Annotated in this window: 24 protein-coding genes; 11 read left to right on the top strand and 13 right to left on the bottom strand. The window is 72.6% G+C overall.

Annotation, left to right across the window (positions count from 1 at the left end):
• Positions 1–7 precede the first annotated feature (7 nt).
• The 3 genes from ACRQ4B_RS02520 (at position 8) to ACRQ4B_RS02510 (ending at position 1,986) form a co-directional block, all read left to right on the top strand.
• Positions 8–709: an SDR family oxidoreductase gene (locus tag ACRQ4B_RS02520; RefSeq protein WP_439693136.1), complete on the top strand. Its 702-nt coding sequence runs from the start codon at positions 8–10 to the stop codon at positions 707–709.
• A 159-nt stretch (positions 710–868) separates the two neighbouring features.
• A complete protein-coding gene (locus tag ACRQ4B_RS02515; protein ID WP_439693135.1) occupies positions 869–1,399 on the top strand; it encodes a hypothetical protein in 531 nt (176 codons plus the stop codon).
• Positions 1,396–1,986 (top strand): DUF6611 family protein, encoded by a 591-nt coding sequence (locus tag ACRQ4B_RS02510; protein ID WP_439693134.1) that lies wholly within the window; start codon positions 1,396–1,398, stop codon positions 1,984–1,986. The genes ACRQ4B_RS02515 and ACRQ4B_RS02510 overlap by 4 nt, the downstream gene beginning before the upstream one ends.
• Here the strand turns inward: ACRQ4B_RS02510 and ACRQ4B_RS02505 are convergent.
• From ACRQ4B_RS02505 to ACRQ4B_RS02495, 3 genes are read right to left on the bottom strand one after another with little or no spacing between them, the layout of a single operon-like run.
• Positions 1,934–2,647 carry an alpha/beta fold hydrolase gene (locus ACRQ4B_RS02505; protein ID WP_439693133.1) on the bottom strand — a complete coding sequence of 238 codons (714 nt, stop codon included), beginning with the start codon at positions 2,645–2,647 and terminating at the stop codon, positions 1,934–1,936. The genes ACRQ4B_RS02510 and ACRQ4B_RS02505 overlap by 53 nt on opposite strands.
• A complete protein-coding gene (locus ACRQ4B_RS02500) occupies positions 2,644–3,429 on the bottom strand; it encodes an SDR family NAD(P)-dependent oxidoreductase (RefSeq protein WP_439693132.1) in 786 nt (261 codons plus the stop codon). The genes ACRQ4B_RS02505 and ACRQ4B_RS02500 overlap by 4 nt, the downstream gene beginning before the upstream one ends.
• Before the next feature lie 5 nt (positions 3,430–3,434).
• A complete protein-coding gene (locus tag ACRQ4B_RS02495) occupies positions 3,435–4,082 on the bottom strand; it encodes an SDR family oxidoreductase (RefSeq protein ID WP_439693131.1) in 648 nt (215 codons plus the stop codon).
• Between the two features lie 77 nt (positions 4,083–4,159).
• Between ACRQ4B_RS02495 and ACRQ4B_RS02490 the strand changes: the two genes are divergently transcribed.
• The 4 genes from ACRQ4B_RS02490 to ACRQ4B_RS02475 all read left to right on the top strand — a co-directional run bounded on the left by ACRQ4B_RS02490 (position 4,160) and on the right by ACRQ4B_RS02475 (position 6,275).
• Positions 4,160–4,648 carry a DUF4126 family protein gene (locus ACRQ4B_RS02490; protein ID WP_439693130.1) on the top strand — a complete coding sequence of 163 codons (489 nt, stop codon included), beginning with the start codon at positions 4,160–4,162 and terminating at the stop codon, positions 4,646–4,648.
• A gap of 91 nt (positions 4,649–4,739) precedes the next feature.
• Positions 4,740–5,711, top strand: coding sequence for an NAD-dependent epimerase/dehydratase family protein (locus ACRQ4B_RS02485; RefSeq protein WP_439693129.1), 972 nt, complete (start codon positions 4,740–4,742; stop codon positions 5,709–5,711).
• Positions 5,712–5,808: 97 nt separating this feature from the next.
• On the top strand, positions 5,809–5,946 hold the full coding sequence (locus ACRQ4B_RS02480) for a hypothetical protein (protein WP_439693128.1): 138 nt from the start codon (positions 5,809–5,811) through the stop codon (positions 5,944–5,946).
• Positions 5,943–6,275: a helix-turn-helix domain-containing protein gene (locus ACRQ4B_RS02475; protein WP_439693127.1), complete on the top strand. Its 333-nt coding sequence runs from the start codon at positions 5,943–5,945 to the stop codon at positions 6,273–6,275. Before ACRQ4B_RS02480 ends, ACRQ4B_RS02475 begins: the two co-directional genes overlap by 4 nt.
• On the opposite strand, the gene ACRQ4B_RS02470 is transcribed toward ACRQ4B_RS02475, so the two are convergent.
• Complete coding sequence (locus tag ACRQ4B_RS02470) at positions 6,272–6,979, bottom strand: carboxymuconolactone decarboxylase family protein (protein WP_439693126.1); 708 nt, start codon at positions 6,977–6,979, stop codon at positions 6,272–6,274. The genes ACRQ4B_RS02475 and ACRQ4B_RS02470 overlap by 4 nt on opposite strands.
• Before the next feature lie 215 nt (positions 6,980–7,194).
• On the opposite strand from ACRQ4B_RS02470, the gene ACRQ4B_RS02465 reads away from it, so the two are divergent.
• Complete coding sequence (locus ACRQ4B_RS02465) at positions 7,195–7,383, top strand: hypothetical protein (RefSeq protein ID WP_439693125.1); 189 nt, start codon at positions 7,195–7,197, stop codon at positions 7,381–7,383.
• Positions 7,384–7,396: 13 nt separating this feature from the next.
• On the opposite strand, the gene ACRQ4B_RS02460 is transcribed toward ACRQ4B_RS02465, so the two are convergent.
• The 4 genes from ACRQ4B_RS02460 to ACRQ4B_RS02445 form a co-directional block, all read right to left on the bottom strand.
• A complete protein-coding gene (locus tag ACRQ4B_RS02460) occupies positions 7,397–8,566 on the bottom strand; it encodes an MFS transporter (RefSeq protein ID WP_439693124.1) in 1,170 nt (389 codons plus the stop codon).
• 14 nt (positions 8,567–8,580) lie between these two features.
• Complete coding sequence (locus tag ACRQ4B_RS02455) at positions 8,581–8,787, bottom strand: hypothetical protein (RefSeq protein WP_439693123.1); 207 nt, start codon at positions 8,785–8,787, stop codon at positions 8,581–8,583.
• Positions 8,784–9,659: a helix-turn-helix transcriptional regulator gene (locus ACRQ4B_RS02450; RefSeq protein WP_439693122.1), complete on the bottom strand. Its 876-nt coding sequence runs from the start codon at positions 9,657–9,659 to the stop codon at positions 8,784–8,786. The genes ACRQ4B_RS02455 and ACRQ4B_RS02450 overlap by 4 nt, the downstream gene beginning before the upstream one ends.
• Before the next feature lie 74 nt (positions 9,660–9,733).
• The gene (locus ACRQ4B_RS02445) at positions 9,734–11,083 is read right to left on the bottom strand and encodes an MFS transporter (protein ID WP_439693121.1); all 1,350 of its coding nucleotides are present in this window, start codon (positions 11,081–11,083) and stop codon (positions 9,734–9,736) included.
• Between the two features lie 184 nt (positions 11,084–11,267).
• On the opposite strand from ACRQ4B_RS02445, the gene ACRQ4B_RS02440 reads away from it, so the two are divergent.
• Positions 11,268–12,152 (top strand): aldo/keto reductase, encoded by an 885-nt coding sequence (locus tag ACRQ4B_RS02440; protein ID WP_439693120.1) that lies wholly within the window; start codon positions 11,268–11,270, stop codon positions 12,150–12,152.
• Here the strand turns inward: ACRQ4B_RS02440 and ACRQ4B_RS02435 are convergent, their stop codons facing one another.
• A complete protein-coding gene (locus tag ACRQ4B_RS02435; RefSeq protein ID WP_439693119.1) occupies positions 12,153–13,031 on the bottom strand; it encodes a helix-turn-helix transcriptional regulator in 879 nt (292 codons plus the stop codon). It abuts the gene before it with no gap.
• A gap of 96 nt (positions 13,032–13,127) precedes the next feature.
• Positions 13,128–14,264: a PQQ-dependent sugar dehydrogenase gene (locus ACRQ4B_RS02430; RefSeq protein ID WP_439693118.1), complete on the bottom strand. Its 1,137-nt coding sequence runs from the start codon at positions 14,262–14,264 to the stop codon at positions 13,128–13,130.
• A gap of 201 nt (positions 14,265–14,465) precedes the next feature.
• Here ACRQ4B_RS02430 and ACRQ4B_RS02425 point away from each other — a divergent pair, with 201 nt between their 5' ends.
• Both ACRQ4B_RS02425 and ACRQ4B_RS02420 read left to right on the top strand, forming a co-directional pair.
• Entirely contained in the window at positions 14,466–15,131 is a 666-nt protein-coding gene (locus ACRQ4B_RS02425) for an SDR family NAD(P)-dependent oxidoreductase (RefSeq protein ID WP_439693117.1), read from the top strand.
• A gap of 130 nt (positions 15,132–15,261) precedes the next feature.
• Positions 15,262–16,362, top strand: coding sequence for a hypothetical protein (locus ACRQ4B_RS02420; RefSeq protein WP_439693116.1), 1,101 nt, complete (start codon positions 15,262–15,264; stop codon positions 16,360–16,362).
• Positions 16,363–16,410: 48 nt separating this feature from the next.
• On the opposite strand, the gene ACRQ4B_RS02415 is transcribed toward ACRQ4B_RS02420, so the two are convergent.
• The 3 genes from ACRQ4B_RS02415 to ACRQ4B_RS02405 form a co-directional block, all read right to left on the bottom strand.
• On the bottom strand, positions 16,411–16,647 hold the full coding sequence (locus ACRQ4B_RS02415; protein ID WP_439693115.1) for a hypothetical protein: 237 nt from the start codon (positions 16,645–16,647) through the stop codon (positions 16,411–16,413).
• On the bottom strand, positions 16,644–17,237 hold the full coding sequence (locus ACRQ4B_RS02410; protein WP_439693114.1) for an ArsR/SmtB family transcription factor: 594 nt from the start codon (positions 17,235–17,237) through the stop codon (positions 16,644–16,646). Before ACRQ4B_RS02410 ends, ACRQ4B_RS02415 begins: the two co-directional genes overlap by 4 nt.
• 80 nt (positions 17,238–17,317) lie before the next feature.
• Complete coding sequence (locus ACRQ4B_RS02405; protein ID WP_439693113.1) at positions 17,318–18,100, bottom strand: SGNH/GDSL hydrolase family protein; 783 nt, start codon at positions 18,098–18,100, stop codon at positions 17,318–17,320.
• Positions 18,101–18,220 lie beyond the last annotated feature (120 nt).

Below are 18,220 nucleotides of genomic sequence, written 5' to 3'. Positions count from 1 at the left end.
AAACCCCATGGACATCGCTGGATCGGTCGCCCTCGTCACGGGCTCGAACCGGGGCATCGGACGACGCTTCGTGCTGCAGCTGCTCGAGCGCGGAGCGACCAAGGTCTACGCCACCGCGCGGCGCCCCGAGCTGGTCGACATCGCGGGCGTGGAGGTCCTGCCGCTCGACATCACGGACCAGGCCTCGATCGACGCCGCGGCCGCCGCGGCGTCCGACGTGACGCTGCTCGTGAACAACGCCGGCATCGCGACGACCGGGTCGCTCGTGCGGGACCCGCTCGACGACGTCCGCCGCGAGATGGACACGCACTTCTGGGGCAACCTCGCCATGGTCCGGGCGTTCGCACCGGTCATCGAGCGCAACGGCGGCGGTGGGATCGTCAACGTGCTGTCGGCGCTCTCCTGGTTCGTGTACCCGGGATCCGGCGGGTACGCGGCGGCCAAGGCGGCGGAGTGGAACATGACCAACGCGGTCCGCCTCGAACTCGCGACGACGGGCATCACGGTGCAGGGGCTGCACCTCGGCGCGGCGGACACCGACATCATGGCCGGCTACGAGGGCCCGATGGTCGACCCGGCCGAGGTCGCACGAGCGTCGCTCGACGGCGTCGAGCGGGACGCCGCGGAGGTCGTCGTCGACGACTGGAGCGCCACCGTGAAGGCATCGCTCGCGCGCGGACCCGAGGAGTTCTACGCGCAGTTCGCGTGATCTGCCGCACCTGACACCGGACTGGAGGCGCGGGGCGGGCCCGCCCCGCGCCTCCAGTCTGCTGGCCCCCCGTCAGGACCGCGCACGGGAACCGCCCCCGCGCGTCAGGAGTCCGTCAGGACGCTTCCCACGCCCCGGCCGTCGCCGGAACGTGGAGGGGTGACCCTGACCGCGATCCTCCCCACCCTCCGAGCGTCCGTCCCCGAACCGATGGACCCGACCCTGTGGCCAGCGCACACCGAACCGACCACGGGCGACGTCCTCGTGGCCGCCGTCTCGATGGTCCGGCTCGCCGCGGTGGCGGGCACCCCGTGCGTGCACACCGCCGAGGAGGCACCGCCCCGCTACCGACCGCGCTCGTGGACGCCGCGTGACCTCAGCGTGGCCGTCGCGTCGGTCGTCCGCGTCCGACGCCCGCGGACCGGTGTGGTGCTGCTCGAACTCGACGCGGTCCTGCCCCGGTGCGCGGTCCTCGACCAGGTGCGGCTGATCGGCCGGGTCAGCACCGCCCCGGCGATCCGCCAGTACGTCGTCTCCCCGTGCGACGGATCGACCGACGGTCCGTTCCACCGGCTCCCCGCACCGCTGCCGGCCGACGTCCGCGCGGGCGACCTGGTGTGCTTCCCCTGCGTCGCGGCGATCCGGCACCGCGACGTCGTCGAACCGGTCCGTGCGGAGGTGTCGCTGTGAGCACCGTCGCGGACGTCCGGGACCGGCTGGTCGACGGCCCGCACGTGTGGGGTCGGTGCTCGGTCCGCCCGGTCGACCGCACGATGTGGAGCAGCCGGACGCTGGTGGTGTACCCGCCCGGCACGACGCGGGGCGAGCGGGTGCGGCTGCGGGCGTGGTCGACCTGGCCGGCCGTCGGGGCGCTCCTCGCCGTCGCGGTGATGGCAGCGCTCGCCGGGTCGCCCGTGCTCGGCACCGTCGGGGCGGTGGTCGTGTACGGCCTCGGGTTCGTCGTGCTCGCCCGGGTCACCCGGCGACTCCGGCCGGGGGTCCGGTCGGTCACCGTGACGACGTTCCACGGCAACGGTCGGCCCGAGGTGCACGGCGACGTCCGCTTGCTCCGGGGATCGCTGGAGGCACTCACCGTCACCGAGCGGGCGCTCCGTGCCGGGAACCTCCGGGCGGTGGACTTCGAATCGGTCTGGGCCGACGTGTGGAACGGGCTGTCCGACCGGCCTCGTCGTGCCGTCCGTGGTGTCCGCGTCGGCCGCGGTGTCAGGGCAGGAACGCCTCGAGCTGTTCGACGACGAGGTCCGGGCGGGTCGTGAAGGGGTGGTGCCCGGTCGGCAGGTCGACGGACCGGGTCGCCCGCTCGGCGTGCGCCCGTTGGAGCGCCACCGTGGTCGAGCGGTCGTCGGTGCACACGACCGCGGTCGAGTCGACGCCCGACCAGCCGGTCGCCGTCGTCGGTGTGCCGAACGCCCGGACGTCCTGCGACGTGACGCGGCTCCAGCCCTCGCGGCGGGTGCGCTCGTCGGCGTCCTGCAGGAACCGCGCACCGAAGGTGTCCTCGTCGTACCCGTCGACGACGATCCGGCCGTCGGCGTCCTGCCGGACGGCGACGGGGTCCGGCTCGTCGGACGTGATCGACCCCTGCGTCGCCCCGACCGGCGGCAGGTAGGACGACACCAGCAGCAGGTGCGACACGGCCGGGTGCGGGCCGGCCTCGGCGATCACCGTCCCGCCGTACGAGTGGCCGACGACGATCGCCGTGCCGTCCGCCGAGGCGACCTCGTCGAGCGCACGTCGGAGTGCGGCGGCGTCCTCCGCCAGTCCCCCGCCGTCCGTGGTCTCGCCGCACGACGGCAGGGCCACCGCACGGCTCTCGACGCCGGTGCGATCGCGCAGGAGGGCGGCCGTCGGGCGCCACCACCAGGCGCCGTCGCGGACCAGGGCGCCGTGCACGAAGAGGACCGTCGGCGTCGTCATCGCATCACCATCGCGGACATCCGCGCCATCAACCCGCGCGGCACGAACCGGTGCGCGCCCGCCATCACGGCGTTCCGCGCACCGGACACCACGGTCGGACCGCCGCTCCGGCCGAACGCGGCGAGCCCGACCCGAGCGACCTCGTCCGCGGTCTGCCGGCCGCCCTCCAGGAACGACCCACCGCCCGCTGCCTCGAAGAAGCCGGTCGACGTCGGGCCGGGGCAGAGCGCCAGGACCCGGACACCGGAGCCCCGGGTCTCCTCCCACAGCGCCTCGGTGAAGGAGAGCACGAAGGCCTTCGTCGCGCCGTACAGCGCCATGTGCGGTGTCGGCTGGAACGACGCCGTCGACGCGACCGTCAGCACGCCCCCGACGCGGCGCGCGAGCATCCCGGGCAGGAACGCCCGGACGAGCCGCACCACGGCGGTCTCGTTCAGCGCGATCTGCTGGACGATGCCGTCGTCGGGCTGCTCCACGAAGGAGCCGTGCCAGCCCACGCCGGCGTTCGCGACCAGGACGTCGACCCGGGTGCCGTCGAGCGCCTCGATCACGGAGTCGACGCCGGCCCCGGTCGCGAGGTCCGCCGGCAGCACCCGCACTGTGACACCGTGGCGCGCCCGGAGGCGGTCGGCGACGGTCTCGAGCCGGTCCGCCGAGCGGGCGACGAGCACGAGGTCGGCACCACCGGCAGCGAGCCCCTCCGCCAGGGACTCGCCGATCCCGCCGCTCGCGCCGGTGACGACGGCGAGCCGACCGCGGTACGGGTCGCGACTTTGTGCCACGGTGCTCAGCCCGCCGAGCGGAGGAAGCCGGCGATCGGGGTCGACCCGGTGTTGAAGCGGATGGTCTTCCCCACCGTGGCGTCGCTCTCGACGGCGTCCGCCACCACGTGCGCGACGTCGGCGCGCGGGACCTCGGTCGAGGAACCGTCCCAGTCGATCGAGCCGGTGCCGTCGTCGTCGGTGAGGGTGCTCGGCGCGACGACGGTCCAGCGCAGTCCCGAGTCGCGGAGGACCGCGTCGGCGATCATCTTCGACTGCGCGTACGCGAAGAAGTCGTTGTCCTGCGGCACCCCGTGGTCGAGGACCGAACCGGACCAGGAGACGAGCACGTACCGGTCGACGCCGGCCTTCGCGGCGCCCTGGATCGACAGGATCGCGGCGTCGCGGTCGATCGCCCAGGTGCGGTCGGCCGATCCCCCGCCGGCCCCCGCGGACCAGACGACGGCGTCGTGCCCGTGGATGAGCTCCGCGAAGTCGGTGAGCGTCTGCTGCTGGATGTCCGCGACGTGCGGTTCGCCGCCGTGCGCGCGGATCTCGTCGGCCTGGTCGGGATCGCGGATGACCGAGGTGACGGTGTGGCCGCGGTCGGCGAGGAGTCTGGTGGCGAGGAGTGCGACCTTGCCGTGGCCGCCGAGGATGATGACGTTGCTCATGCGGCGGACGCTACTCGCGGCGGCTCAGCGGTCCAGGAGCGCGGAGTAGTTTCCGAACTCACACGACAGGAGTACCGATGAGCAAGCAGCACGAGCAGCACACCCTGGTCCGCACCCTGGCGCTGGGCATCCTGAGCGGTGGCCGGAGCGCCACCCCGCTCGCCGTCATGGCGCTGAACCACGATCGTTCCTCGCTGAAGGGCTCGTGGCAGGACTGGAAGGTGTTCAGCACACCGCTCGGCCGCGGGGTGCTCGTGGCGTCCGCCGTCGGCGAGCTCATCGGGGACAAGCTGCCCGGGACCCCGAACCGGATCTCCCCCGCCGGCCTGATCGGCCGCGTGGCCTCCGGGGCGCTCGCCGGTGCTGCGCTCGGCACGACCGGCAAGCGCGACCTCCGCATCGAGGGCGCGATCCTCGGCGGCGTCGGCGCGATCGTCGGCAGCTTCGTCGGCTGGGGTGCCCGCAAGCTCGTCGGCGCCACGACGAAGCTCCCCGACCCGGTCGTCGCGCTCGCCGAGGACGCCGCGACCATCGCGGGCTCGGTCAAGGTCGTCACCGCGTCCTGACCCGCTCCGTGAGCAGGAGTGGTCGGGTCGCGCGAGGCGACCCGACCGTTCCTGCTCACGATCCAGAGCACCTCGGCCTACCGTGACCGTCATGCACATCGTCGTCATCGGAGCCACCGGGCACATCGGCACGTTCCTCGTCCCCCGCCTCGTCCGAGCCGGACACCGGGTGACCGCGCTGTCCCGCGGGACGAGCACCCCCTACTCGGACGCGCCGGAGTGGGCGCAGGTCGACCGCGTCGTCGTCGACCGTGAGCAGGAGGACCGCGACGGCACGTTCGGCGCGCGGATCGCCGCGATGCGCGCCGACGCCGTCGTCGACCTCGTCTGCTTCACGCTCTCGTCGGCCAGGGCGCTCGTCGATGCGCTGCGCGGATCGGACACGCACCTCGTGCACTGCGGGTCGATCTGGCGCGCCGGGGTCTCGCACGTCCTCCCGATCACCGAGGAGCACAGCTCCCCGCCGTTCGGCGAATACGGCGTGCAGAAGGACGCCATCGCCCGGATGCTGAAGCATGAAACCGCCGAAGGTGGTGTCGTCACGACCTCGCTGCACCCCGGCCACATCAGCGGGCCCGGCTGGGTGCCGATCGGCCCGCTCGGCAACCTCGACACCACCGTCCTGACACGGCTGTCGGCGGGGACGCCGATCGAGGTCCCCGGCCTCGGCGCCGAGACGATGGCGCACGTGCACGCCGACGACGTCGCGCAGGCATTCCAGCTGGCGGTCGAGCACCGTGACACCGCCGCGGGCGAGGACTGCTTCATCACCGCCCCGACGGCGCTCACCGTGCGCGGGTACGCGCACCTCGCAGCGTCGTGGTTCGGCCAGGAGGCACGGCTCCACTCCGTCTCGTGGGACCGGTTCCGCGAGACCACGGCTCCGGAGCACGCCGGTGCGAGTTGGGAGCACCTGTCCCGCAGTCAGGTGTTCAGCACCGAGAAGGCCCGCCGGGTGCTCGGCTACGAGCCCGCCCACACGGCCGAGGCGACGGTCCTCGACGCGGTCCGCTGGCTCGTCGAGCACGGCGAGGTCGACGTCGAGCGCCCGCTCATCGTCTGACGCTCTCGGCCGCGGGGCTCGTTTGCCTTGCGCTCGATATCAGTTGTGACTACTGCCAGTCGCAGCTGATGTCGTCGGCTGGGGATCGATTGGCCGCGTGAATCCAGTCGACAGCTCGATCGCCCTGTTCTCGGGCGACAAGGCGACGATGGGCGATGTGTTCTCCGACAGCGTCGGCATCCGGGCGGACCGCCTGATCAACCGATGGATCGACGAAACGGAGGAAGCACGATGAGCGAGAAGGACTTCGTCCGGGGCAACGACCGGCTCAGGCGGATGCTCCAGCGGCCCGGGATGGTCGAGGCCGTCGACGCACTCGAGTCCGAGGCCGCCGAGCTCGACCGCATCCACGCGATGAGCCTCGCGATGGTGCGCGAGGCGGGAAAGCGAACCCAGGCCGACATCGCTCACGAGCTCGGGATCAGCCAGGGAGCGGTGTCGCAGATGGAGCGCCGCGAGGACATACTCTGGTCGACCCTGCGCGGCTACATCACCGCGACCGGCGCGGAGAACCCCCGCATCGTCGTCACGGTGAACGGCCGCGACGTCGAGCTGACGCTCTAGGCCGCGGGAGCGCCCTCGTCCACCGCGGCCAGGCCGTTCAGCGTGCGGGGGTAGCCGATGAGCGGCACGAGCACGGTGAGGACGTCGAGCAGGTCCTGCCGGGTGTTGCCGACGGCGAGGTTCCCGGCGACGTGCCCCTTCACCTGGCCGTCCGCCCCGCCGAGCGCGATGAGCATCGCGAACGTCAGGAGCTCCCGCGTGGTGAGGTCGAGGCCGGCTCGACCGACGGTGTCGCCGAAGCAGTTGCCGGTCAGGAACCGCTGGAAGTGCAGGGTGTCGGTCGTCGCGGAGTCGTACATCGCGCGGAGACGCTCGGCTCCCACGATCGCCTCCTGCACCGCACGACCGCGCTCGAGTCGGTCCTCGGGCGTGCTCGTCGACTGGTCCGGCAGGGGCAGCTCGACGCCTCGTGCGACGAGCGCCTCGTCGGTGATCGCGAGGAAGTCCGAGGTCCGGGCCGAACCGACGTAGGCGACCGCCTGGTGGACGATCTCCTTCGCCTCGACGGGCGACACGGCCGCGTCGGGGTCGTCGAGCGCGGTGCCGAGGAGGTCCAGGAACGCCGACTGCGCACCGATCGCCACGGTCGCCCCGAGCTGCACGACGAAGCGGTCGTGCGTGCCGATCCACGCCTGCGACAGCGTCTCGTCGACGAAGGCGGCGGTGTACCGGGTGAACTCGGGGTCGGAGTCGGTGATGCGCATGCCTCGACGGTACGTGCGGGTCCGGACGGGAGGGGGGTACAGACCGCACCCCTCTCCCCGCATCGATCGCCCGGGCCGCCCTGGGACGCTGACCGGACGCGGCCACGGGTCGGACTGGAGGCGCGGGTCGGGCTGGTGCCGCGCCTCCAGTCCGTCGCCATGTGGAATACTGCCGTTCACCGTCTCGTCGAAGGTGAGGTCAATCCGTGCGCACGGTGGTCACGAACGTTCCGTTCGCCGTCGTCGTGACCGCTGTCGCGGTCATCGGCGGCGCGGCGATCGCCGCGGACTCGTCAGGCGGACCGACCCAGCTGTTCGGCGTCGTCGCGATGGGTGTCGTGTCCGGTGCCGGGAGTTGCTGGGTCGGGACGCTCGTCCGCCGGAGTCGCGGCCGTCAGGACTGACCCGTGACGGCGGTCACCGGGCCGCCACGACCAGACCGCGACGGCGGTGCACCGCCCAGACCGTCAGGGCGAAGCCGACCAGGACCGCCCCGCCGACGGTCACCTCGGTCCAGCCGCCGATGCGCCACAGCACGGACGCGAGCGCGGAGCCGATCGCGCCACCGATGAAGTTCCCGGTGACGAACGCCGTGTTGAGCCGGCTGCGCGCCGCCGGGTCGATGGCGAAGAGGCGCGTCTGGTTCAGCACGTTCGCGGCCTGCACCCCGACGTCGAGCAGCACCACGGCGACGAGCACCACCACGATCGACCGCGCTCCGAGTCCCGCGACCACGAGCGAGACCAGCACGACGGCGATCGCGGCTCCGGTCACCGGGACGGACACCCCGCGGTCGTGCAGCCGACCCACCCGTTGCGCGGCGACGGCTCCGGCGAGCCCGGCCAGACCGACCAGTCCGATCGCACTCGTCGAGTACCCGAACGGCTCCGCGCTGAGCAGGAACGTCAGCGCTGTCCAGAACATCGTGAAGACGGCGAACACGGTCGCGCTGATCACGAGGGTCACCCGGACGGCCCGGTGCTCGGCGACGGCGCGGAACACCGAGGCGATGAGCGCCGGGTACGGCACCCGGTCCCGTCGCTCCAGCTCGGGGACCGCCCGGCGGAGCAGGACGGCGAACACCAGCGCAGCGACCGCCGCGACGACGTAGATGGCCCGCCAGCCGAAGGCGTCCGCGACGAGGCCGCTCACCGTGCGGGACACGAGGATCCCGGTGAGCACACCGGACGCGATCGTCCCCACCACGCGTCCACGGGCGGCGGGGTCGGCGAGGTCCCCGGCGAGCGGGATGAGGAGCTGTCCCGCCACGGTGGTGAGCCCGACGAGGGCGAGTGCCGCCAGCAGGACGGCGAAGGACGGTGCCACCGCGGCGAACAGCAGTGCCACTGCGGAGGCGACGAGGACACCGGGGATCAGCCGTCGTCGGTCGAGGACGTCACCGAGGGGCACCACCAGGAGGATCCCCACGGCGTACCCGACCTGGGTCAGGGTGACCAGCAGACCGGCGAGCGACACCGAGGTGTCGAGGGTCCGCGCGATCTCGTCGAGCAGCGGCTGCGCCCAGTACAGGTTGCCCACGGCAGCGCCGCCCGCGACCGCGAAGAGCAGGGTGCGCGCGGGCGTCATGCCCGCGCCGCGGTTCACCGCCGCCGCCGGAAGAGCTCCACGAGGTGCCACGGTCCGGGCGCCAGGCGGACGGCCGCCTCGGCGCGGACGCGGTCCGCGTGGGCGTGGTCGCGGGTCAGGTCGTCGATCTCCCGCTCGGCGCGCAGCCGGAAGCGGATCCGCTCGACGAAGCCGAGGGGTGCGGTGTCGGTGGTGGTCTCGACGGACTCGGTGCTGGTCATGCGTCCTCCGGCTCCGGGACGGTCGTGGCCGCGGCGGTCGCGGTCAGGTTGGCGAGGAGCTGCAGGCGCTCGTCGGACGGCGAGCCCGGTTCGGCGCCGTAGACGACGAGGGTCAGGCCGGTGTCGGTGACGAGCTCCATGGACTCGTAGGTGAGGTCGAGGTCGCCGACCTCGGGGTGGTGCAGCCGCTTCGTGCCGGTGTTGTGCCGCATGACCCCGTGCGCAGCCCAGCGCTGCCGGAACGCCTCACTCCGGGTGGACAGCTCCCCGATCAGGTCCGTCAGGCCCTTGTCGAACGGCGAGCGTGCGGCCTCGGCGCGGAGCACCGCCACCATGTCGCTCGCGACGACGTCCCACTCGCGCCAGAAGTCCTTGCCCCGGGGATCGAGGAACGCGAAGCGCGCGGTGTTCGGTGTGCCCGACGATGCGAGGAACAGCGGCGCGTAGAGCGCACGGGCGAGGGCGTTGCCGGCGAGGAAGTCGGACCGGCCGTTCCGCACCCACGCCGGCGCGGTCATCGAGTCGAGCACCCGCTGCACGTTCGGCCGGACCTTCGACGTCGGGGTCTTCCGCCGGGTCGCCGACGAGGCGTTCTGCAGCCGGGCCAGGTCGAACAGGTGCGCGTGCTCGGCGTCGTCGAGCCGGAGCGCGCGGGACAGCGACTCGAGGACGCTCTCCGAGACACCGGTGAGGTTCCCGCGCTCGAGGCGGATGTAGTAGTCGACGCTCATGCCGGCGACGAGTGCGAGCTCCTCGCGGCGCAGCCCCTTCACGCGCCGGGCGCCGCCGAAGTCGGGCAGCCCGACCTGCTGCGGCGTGATGCGCTCGCGGCGGGTGCGGAGGAAGTCGCGGACTTCGTCTCTCGTGTCCATGTCCTCCACGGTACGGCGACCGCCCCGCGCGAAGGAGGGGCTGTCGGTACCCGGTCCGGGGACGGGTGCCCGCATCAGCGCGCCCGACGGGACGCGGGCACGATCACGGCGGCGCAGACCACCAGGGCGCCGGCGGTGAACCCGGCGGCGAGGGCCAACGCCACGTGCGTGCGGTCCGCGGTGGCGGCCGCGCCCGACGCCTGGACCGACGCGGTCGACACGGCGACGAGGACGGCGAGGCCGAGGGAGCTGCCGAGCTGGTGCGCGGTGTTCACCAGGCCGGACGCGGCACCGGCGTCGGAGGCGGTGGCCCCGGCGATCCCGAACCCGGTCAGCGGGGCGAAGACGAGGCCCTGCCCGGCACCGATGACGACCATCGGCAGCGCCACGCCCACGAGGAACGTGGAGTCGGCGGTCGCCTGCGCGAGCCACAGCAGTCCGGCCCCGGACAGCGCGACGCCGACGAGCAGGACGATGCCGGGCCGCACGACCCGGAGCAGGCGCGGGACGGCCATCGCGACGGCGAAGTTCACGACGCTCATCGGCAGGAACCCGAGCCCGGCCTGCAGCGGCGTCCAGCCGAAGACCTCCTGCAGGAACTGGGTCGTGAAGAAGAAGAAGCCCATCATCGCGCCGAGGTACAGGAACCGCACGGCGTACGCTCCCGACCGCGTCGCACTCCGGAACAGGCGCAGGGGCATGATCGGCTGCTCGACGCGCCACTCGTTGCGGACCAGGAACGCCAGGACGACAAGGCCCAGCGCGACGGACACGATCGTCACCGGGGAACCCCACCCGCGAGTCGACGACTCGATCACGCCGAAGACGAGCGCACCGACGCCCACCGTCGAGGACAGCGCCCCGATGACGTCGAACCGGCCCGGGCTGCGCGGGGTCTCGACGAGGTACCGGACGGCCAGCACGAACATCAGCACGCCGATGGGGAGGTTCACGAAGAACCCGGCGCGCCACGAGACGAGCTCGGCGAAGACGCCGCCGACGACCATGCCGAGGCTCGCGCCGATCCCCGCGACGGCGGAGTACAGCGCGACGGACCGGCTGCGTTCGGGTCCCTCGTCGAACGTGGCGGTGATGAGCGACAGCGACGCCGGGGCCAGGATCGCGGAACCGAGCCCCTGCAGTGCCCGCGCGCCGATCATCCACCCCTCGGACTGCGCACCGCCGACCAGCCCGGACGCCACCGTGAAGACGACGAGGCCGATCAGGAACATCCGCCGACGACCGACGATGTCCCCGGCCCGCGCTCCGAGCAGCAGTGCACCGCCGAACGTCAGCGTGTACGCGTCCTGCACCCAGGCCAGCCCGGTCTGCGAGAACCCGATCTCCCGCTGGATCACGGGGAGCCCGGTGAAGACGATCGAGTTGTCGAGGATCAGCATGAAGTAGCTGACGAGGACGATCACGAGGACGCGGTCTTGTGGACCGCGACGGGTCGGGATCCGGTGTGCAGGACGGGGGTGTCGGTGGTGGTCACCCCACGATGGAACGTCGTCGCCGACCCCGCTGCCAGGGGACGACCGTACCTGCCAGCAAGGGGGTACTGGCGTTCCCCGTCAGTACCGCCGAGTCGGTCGTAGCGTCGTCGGCATGGACACACTCACGCTCAACAACGGACTCGAGATCCCCGCGATCGGGTTCGGCGTCTTCCAGAGTGCGCCGGCGGACACCGTCGGGGCGGTGCGCACGGCGCTCGAGACGGGGTACCGCCACATCGACACCGCGGCCGCCTACGGCAACGAGCGCGAGGTCGGCGAAGGCATCCGCGCGTCGAACGTGGACCGCGACGACGTCGTCCTGGAGACGAAGGTCTGGGTCTCCGACTACGGCTACGACGAGACGCTGCACGCCTTCGAGAAGGCCACCGGGAAGCTCGGGTTCGACACGATCGACATCCTGATCCTGCACCAGCCGGCACCCGATCGCTTCGCGGCGACGGTGCAGGCGTACAAGGCGCTCGAGACGCTGTACTCGGACGGGAGGGTCCGGGCGATCGGCGTGAGCAACTTCATGCCGCACCACCTCCGGTCGCTGCTCGACCAGACGGACGTGACCCCGGCGCTCAACCAGGTCGAACTCCACCCGTACTTCACGCAGCCCGACGTGCAGCGCGCGGATGCCGAGCACGGCGTCCTCGACCAGGCGTGGTCCCCGATCGGCGGCATCACGTTCTACCCGGGCTTCGGCGACGAGCGGGTCAGCGTGCTGGACGACCCCACCATCCGAGCGATCGCCGATGCGCACGGGAGAACGCCGGCGCAGGTGATGCTCCGCTGGCACGTGCAGCAGGGGCGGAACGCGATCCCGAAGTCCACGAACCCCGGGCGCATCGCGGAGAACTTCGCCGTGTTCGACTTCACCCTGTCCGACGAGGACCTGGCGCGCCTGGACGCTCTCGACACCGGTCGTCGCAACGGACCGGACCCGGACGGCGCCGACACCAGCCGGTTCGAGCGGGTGATCCCGGAGGCCTGATCAAGCGAGTTCGCGCGCCCGGTCGGCGATGCGCTCCGTGGCCGCCCAGGAAGCGAGCACGCGGAGGGCGTCGGCGGTCGGGCTGCCGGGTGTCGCTGGGTAGATCGTCAGCGCGAGCCCCGGGTCCTCCGCGAGCTCCAGTGTCTGGAAGTGCAGTTCGAGCGGTCCGACGACCGCGTGCCGGAACGACTTCACCCCGGCGTAGTGCCGTCGGACGTCGTGCGCGGCCCAGAGCGCCCGGAAGTCGTCACTACGCATCGACAGCTCGCCGATCAGCGCCGCGAGCTCCCGGTCGTTCGGGGTTCGCCCGGCCTCCCGTCTGAGGATCGCCACGTTCGTGTGTGCCGCCCGCTGCCAGTCCTCGTAGAAGTTCCGGGCCTGCGGGTCGAGGAAGATGAACCGCGCGAAGTTCATCGGCCGGGCCGACGCGTCCACGAGGTCTGCGTGCATCGCGTACCCGAGCGTGTTGGCCGCGACGATGTCCTGGCGGTTGTTGACGATCATCGCGGGCGCATCGGTGATCGCGTCGAGCAGGTACTGCAGCTCCGGCCGGACCGCGGCGACCGGGGTGACCTGTCCCGCGCGTCGCGGTGTCTCGTTCTGGTGCCGGGCGAGGTCGCGCAGGTGCTCGTGCTCGGCGGCGTCGAGCTGCAGCGCACCGGCGATCGCGTCGAGCACGCTGTCCGAGACGCCTTGCAGGTTCCCCCGCTCCAGCCTGGTGTAGTAGTCGATGCTCACCCCGGCGAGGCGCGAGACCTCTTCGCGTCGGAGTCCGGTGACGCGACGGCGCGTGCCGAACGTCTCGACACCCGCCTGATCGGGCGTGATGCGGGCTCGACGGCTGGAGAGGAAGTCGCGGGCTTCGTCGCGGTGGTCCATGTCGTCACGGTAGCCGTCGGTCGTCGCGCCGAGCGAGGTGCTGCCGGAACCCCTGTCTCTTCGCCTGAAGGGCTGCCGAAGCCCCCTCGTCGCCCGTCAGCCGCGGGCGAGCGGCACGGACACGATCCGGTCGTCGCCCTCGGTCGGGTCGCCGCGGCCGTCGGTGTTGTTCGTCACGAACCAGAGCGCGCCGTCGGGGCCCTCGAGCACCGTGCGGATGCGTCCGAAGTCCCCGGCGAAGTACTCGGCGGACTCCTCGGGCGACGATGCCGGGATCGCCCGGACGACCTCGCCGCGCAGGTTCGCGACGAACACGGTGTCGCCGATCACCGCCAGGCCGCTCGGCGACGCGTCGTCGGTGGACCACTGCTGCACCGGGTCGACGAAGCCCTGGTCCTCGCCGCCCTTCCCCTCGACCTCGGGCCAGCCGTAGTCCGCGCCCGCCTCGATGACGTTGAGCTCGTCCCAGGTGTTCTGCCCGAACTCGGACGCGAACATCGTGCCGTCGGCGGTCCACCCCATCCCCTGCACGTTCCGGTGCCCGAGGCTCCACACCGGGGAGCCGGGGAACGGGTTCGAGTCCGGCACGTCGCCGTCGGGCGTGAGCCGGAGGATCTTGCCGGCGAGCGAGTCCTCGTCCTGCGCGTCCGAGCCGGTTCCGGCGTCGCCGACGCTCGCGTAGAGCATGCCGTCCGGGCCGAACGCGATGCGTCCGCCGTTGTGGAAGCTGTTCGACGGCAGTCCGTCGATGACGGTGGTGGCGTCACCGAGTCGGTACGAGCCGGTGCTGCCCGTGAGCTCGAAGCGCTGGATGCGGTTGCCGTCGCCAGCGGTCGAGTACACGAACAGGTCGTCGTCGTGCAGCGCCATCCCGAGGAGACCGCCCTCGCCACCGCTGCTGACCCCGTCGACGGTCCCGACCTCGCGGGTCGTCCCGTTCGCCGTCAGTTCGAGCACCTTCGCCGAGTCGCGCTCGCTGATCAACGCGTCGAGGCCGTCGCCGGTGCGGACGACCGACCACGGGGCGTCGAGTCCGGTCACGACGTCCGCCGTCTCGCCGTTCGGCACGAGCAGCCCCGCGGTCGTCGCGTCCGGGGTCGGCGCGGTGGTCGCGGTGGCGGTCCCGCGCAGTGTCCGGGCTCCGTCGTCCGAGCAGGCGGTGAGGACGAGGGCGGTCACGGCCGCGGCGCCGAGGGCGCTCCAGGTCCGGCGGGTGCGAGTGGTCGTGTGCACGGTGGTCCTCCCGGGTCGTGTGTCGATCACACTCGCACCGCTCGGGAAACCCCTGAGGGGTGGACGGGAGGCGCGCTGCGGGCCCGCACCGCGCCTCCCGTCCCTCAGGGGGCACGCTGGGACCCCTCTCCGCGGTGACGCACCTGGTTCAGTGGGTCGTGGCCGAGCACCCACCGGCCAGCGACCCGGAAGGACCACACCATGACCACCATCGCCATCATCGGCGCCGGCAAGGGCCTCGGCCTCGCCGTCGCGGAGCGCTTCGGCCGGGAGGGCTTCTCGGTCGCCCTGGTCTCCCGCAACCAGGACCGTCTCGACGGACTCGCCGCGTCGTTGCGCGAGCAGGGCATCACCGCGGCGGGCTTCGCCGCGAACGTCCGGGACGGCGACTCGCTCCGGGCAGCGCTCGAGCGTGCCACCGAGCAGCTCGGTCCGATCGAAGTGCTGCAGTACAGCCCGCTGCCGGCGAAGGAGTACATGCGCCCGGTGCTCGAGACGACCGCGGACGACCTGGTCGGCCCGATCGAGTTCTCGGTCTACGGCTCGGTGAACGCGGTCCGCCAGGTCCTGCCCGGCATGCGCGCCATCGGCCACGGCACGATCCTGTACGTGAACGGCGGCAGTGCGGTCCGCCCCGGCGCTCGGGTGACCGGCACCTCGGTGGCGTTCGCGGCGGAGAGCGCCTACGCGCAGCTCCTGCACGACGCGGTCCGTGACGAGCACGTGCACGTCGGCCAGCTCATCATCCCGTTCGGGATCGACGACGGGCGCCCGGAGCACTCCGGTGCGTCGATCGCCGAGCGCCTGTGGGCGATCCACACCGGGCGCGACGAGTTCCGCACGTACGCGGAGCCGCTGCCCGAGTGACCGCCGGGAGGCGCGTGCGGACCGGTCACGCGCCTCCTGTCCGCCACCGGGTCCCGATCCCGATGTGTCGTCGGACGTAGTCATCCCGCTCGACCCGGCAGCGTCCCCACCCGGCTCGTAGCGTCGGGACGTGGAACCGAACGCCTTCGACGCGACCGCCGGCGTCGCACTCCTCGTGCTCATGCCGTCGTCGGTGCTGTTCGTCGCGGCGGCGCTCCGTCGACTCGGGATCCCGCGGTGGAGCTGGTCGCTGTACCTGCTCGCCGTGGCGGGTGTCCTGGTGCTCCTGCACCAGCCCGACGCCGTGCGCTACCCGGTCGACGATCCGGACCCGTGGAGTGACTGGTACCAGTTCATCGGCCTGGGGCTCGGGCGCATCGGGGTCGGGGTGAACGCCGTGGCCGCGGCCGTCTGGATCGCGGTCCGTCGGAAGGGGTACCACGAGCGACTGCCGCGTCGGGAGACACGGCTCGTCGCGGCGGCGTACGGGGTCATGGCGATCGCGACGGCGCTCCCCGCGACGTGGTGGGCGATCGGGCTCGGGGTGGTACCGCTGCTCGCGGAACTCCCGCTCGTGGTCACGGCAGCCGCGGTGCTGACGTGGTCGCTCGTCCTGCGGGCGCGACGACTCCGCTCGGCGGCGGAGGACGACCGGCCGTCGATCGAGACCACGTGGCCGGCCGACTCGGTCGTCGCCGTGTGGCTCGTCGGTGCACTGGCGGTCGGGCCGCTGTTCGCCGGCAGCGGCCGCCCCGACGCGTCGCTCGTGCCGCAGCCGGACGCGGCCGTCACCGCGACTCCCCGGTCGACGCCGGACCCGGAGTGGCCGGGGCCGACACCGGTCACGACGACCACGCTCGACGGTGCCGCGGTCGAGTCCGGCACGCGCAGCCTGCTCGAGGACACGGTCCGGTGGGCCGGCCCGCTCGACGACCTGTCGTCGCCGACCCCGGCGTCGGCCGAGCCGCCGCCGGTCGTCCTCACCGAGCAACGGTGTGACGCCGGCCGGCGGTGGTCGGGTTCGCTCGTCCTGCCGACGGTCCGGCCCCAGGACCTCGCGCCGCGGGTGCGGTCGGGGTGGGAGTCCGCGGGCTACGCGGCCGTCGACCGGGCGATGGGGACGGACCTGGTGATGCCGGTCCGCGACGACGCCGCGGTCGAACGGATGCGGCTCGGGGGCGGTGCCGACGGCGTGCACGTCACCGTCGAGTCGTTCTGCGTCCCCGCCTGAGGCCGGGCGTCGGGCGCCGGGCACTGGGTGCCGGGCGCGGTGCGCCGGTCAGCGGAGCCGGGGCGTGGCGGCGGCGAGCTCGTCCCAGTGCCGGTGACGGGCCTCCAGGGCGGTGCGCTGCTCGTGGGCGAGGCGACCCGCCAGTCGGTCGTGGCACGCGGCGGGCCCGGCGGTGGGCGTGACGCGGGCGGCACGCGACTCGCTCCAGCGGAGCAGCGCGGTGCCGACGCGGTGGGCGGTCCGTTCGAGCGGACCGACCTCGGTGAGGTGGAGTGCTGCGCTCATGATCCCTCCTGTTCGTCGTCGAAGACGGGGACGGCCGCGAGTCGGATGAACACACGGCTGGTGTCGGGGTCGGCGTCGTCGTCGAGGACGTGACGCTTCCGGAACGTCTCGATGACGCCGTGCAGTCCGTCCATCAACTCCCGCAGTTCGGCGGGCTGCAGGCGGAGCACGGCGACCGACAGGTCGGCCGCGTCCCGCCAGCCGGGCGACATGGTCTCCTGGTCACGCGCGATGAACTCGCGCACGACCTGCTCGGCAAACTCGTTGGAGCTCGACGCGAGCAGTCGGGCGGCAGCGATGCCGGCCGGCGACTGCGGACCGTCGGTCCCGCCGGAGTGCACGGCGACCGGGACGCGGCGCCACCACCGTTCACGACCGTTGCCGCGGCCCTCGACCTCTTCGATGAAGCCGTGCTTCTCGAGCTGTCGCAGGTGGTAACTGGTCGAGCCGGAGGACTCGCCGACCTTCTCGGCGAGGGAGGTCGCGGTCGCGGGCCCGTGTGCGGCGAGCTCGTTGAAGAGCTGTCCGCGCAGTGGGTGGCTGAGCGCCTTCATCGACGGGAGGTCGAGGACGCGTGCTTCGGGGGCCATGCTCCGAGACTACGACCGCAAAGAAGTCTTTGCAAGCCTTTCTTTGCAGCAGGTTCTTTGCGGTTCTCAGCGCACCTGGGTCAGCGCACCGCCTTCGTCATCGCCGCCGCGAGCTCGCGCGCGATGACGACGTTCGCGGCGGCCGTCCCGTGGATGCCGTCCGGCGACGACCCGCGCACCCACGCGCCGTCCGCCGTCCGGAAGTGCGTGAACGGGTCGGCGTACGACCAACCGTGCTCCGTCGCGTCCCGCTCCAGGGCCCGGCTGAGCACGAGCTGCCCCGTCCGCCGGTCGGCTCCCCAGCGACTCGAGGTCCAGTCCGAAGGCGGCCCCGCCACGACGAGGACGTGCGCGGCACCGACCTTCCGGACGACGGCGTCCACGTTCGCGAGGGTCGTGGCCGTCGGGACCGCCTGGTTCACGTCGTTCGTCCCGAGCTCCACCACGAGGACGTCCGCGTCCGGCACGGGACCGATCTCGTGCAGCACCTGGTCGGCCCGGTACCCGCTGTGCGCGTAGCCGCCGACGGCGTGGAAGCGGGTGTCCGGTTCGATGACGTGCAACCAGGAGTCCGGTCGTGCGGTGATCGAGTCGCCGGCGTAGGCGAAGGTGATCGCCCCGGTCCGCTCCGCCGGTCCGAGTGCTCCCGTGACGACCTGGTCCCGCACCGGGATGCGGGTGTCCGCCCGCTCGACCGGTGCGAGGCCAGCGGCACGTTCGGGGGCCGCCGCCACCGACGTCCGGGGAACGGGTTCGGAGGCCGTGGCGGTGCGCGTCGAGACGACGGCGAAGGAACCGCCTGCGACGAGGCAGGCGGCTGCGGCGATGCTCGCGACGAGGGCGAGCCGGCGGGTGCGGGACACGACATCAGGTATCCCGCGGATCGGGCCGCGGTACCAGTCCCCAGACCTGGGGAACCGGCCCGTTGGCTGTGGGTCCTCGCGGCCGTTCCCAGCTCGGTCCGGTCCGGCGGGTCGCGCTGG

It is taken from the genome of Curtobacterium sp. SP.BCo (assembly GCF_051903265.1).
In the GTDB taxonomy this organism is placed as follows: Bacteria; Actinomycetota; Actinomycetes; order Actinomycetales; family Microbacteriaceae; genus Curtobacterium.
The sequence above is the reverse complement of the archived record's forward strand: the minus strand, read 5'-3'. Positions and strand labels throughout refer to the sequence as shown.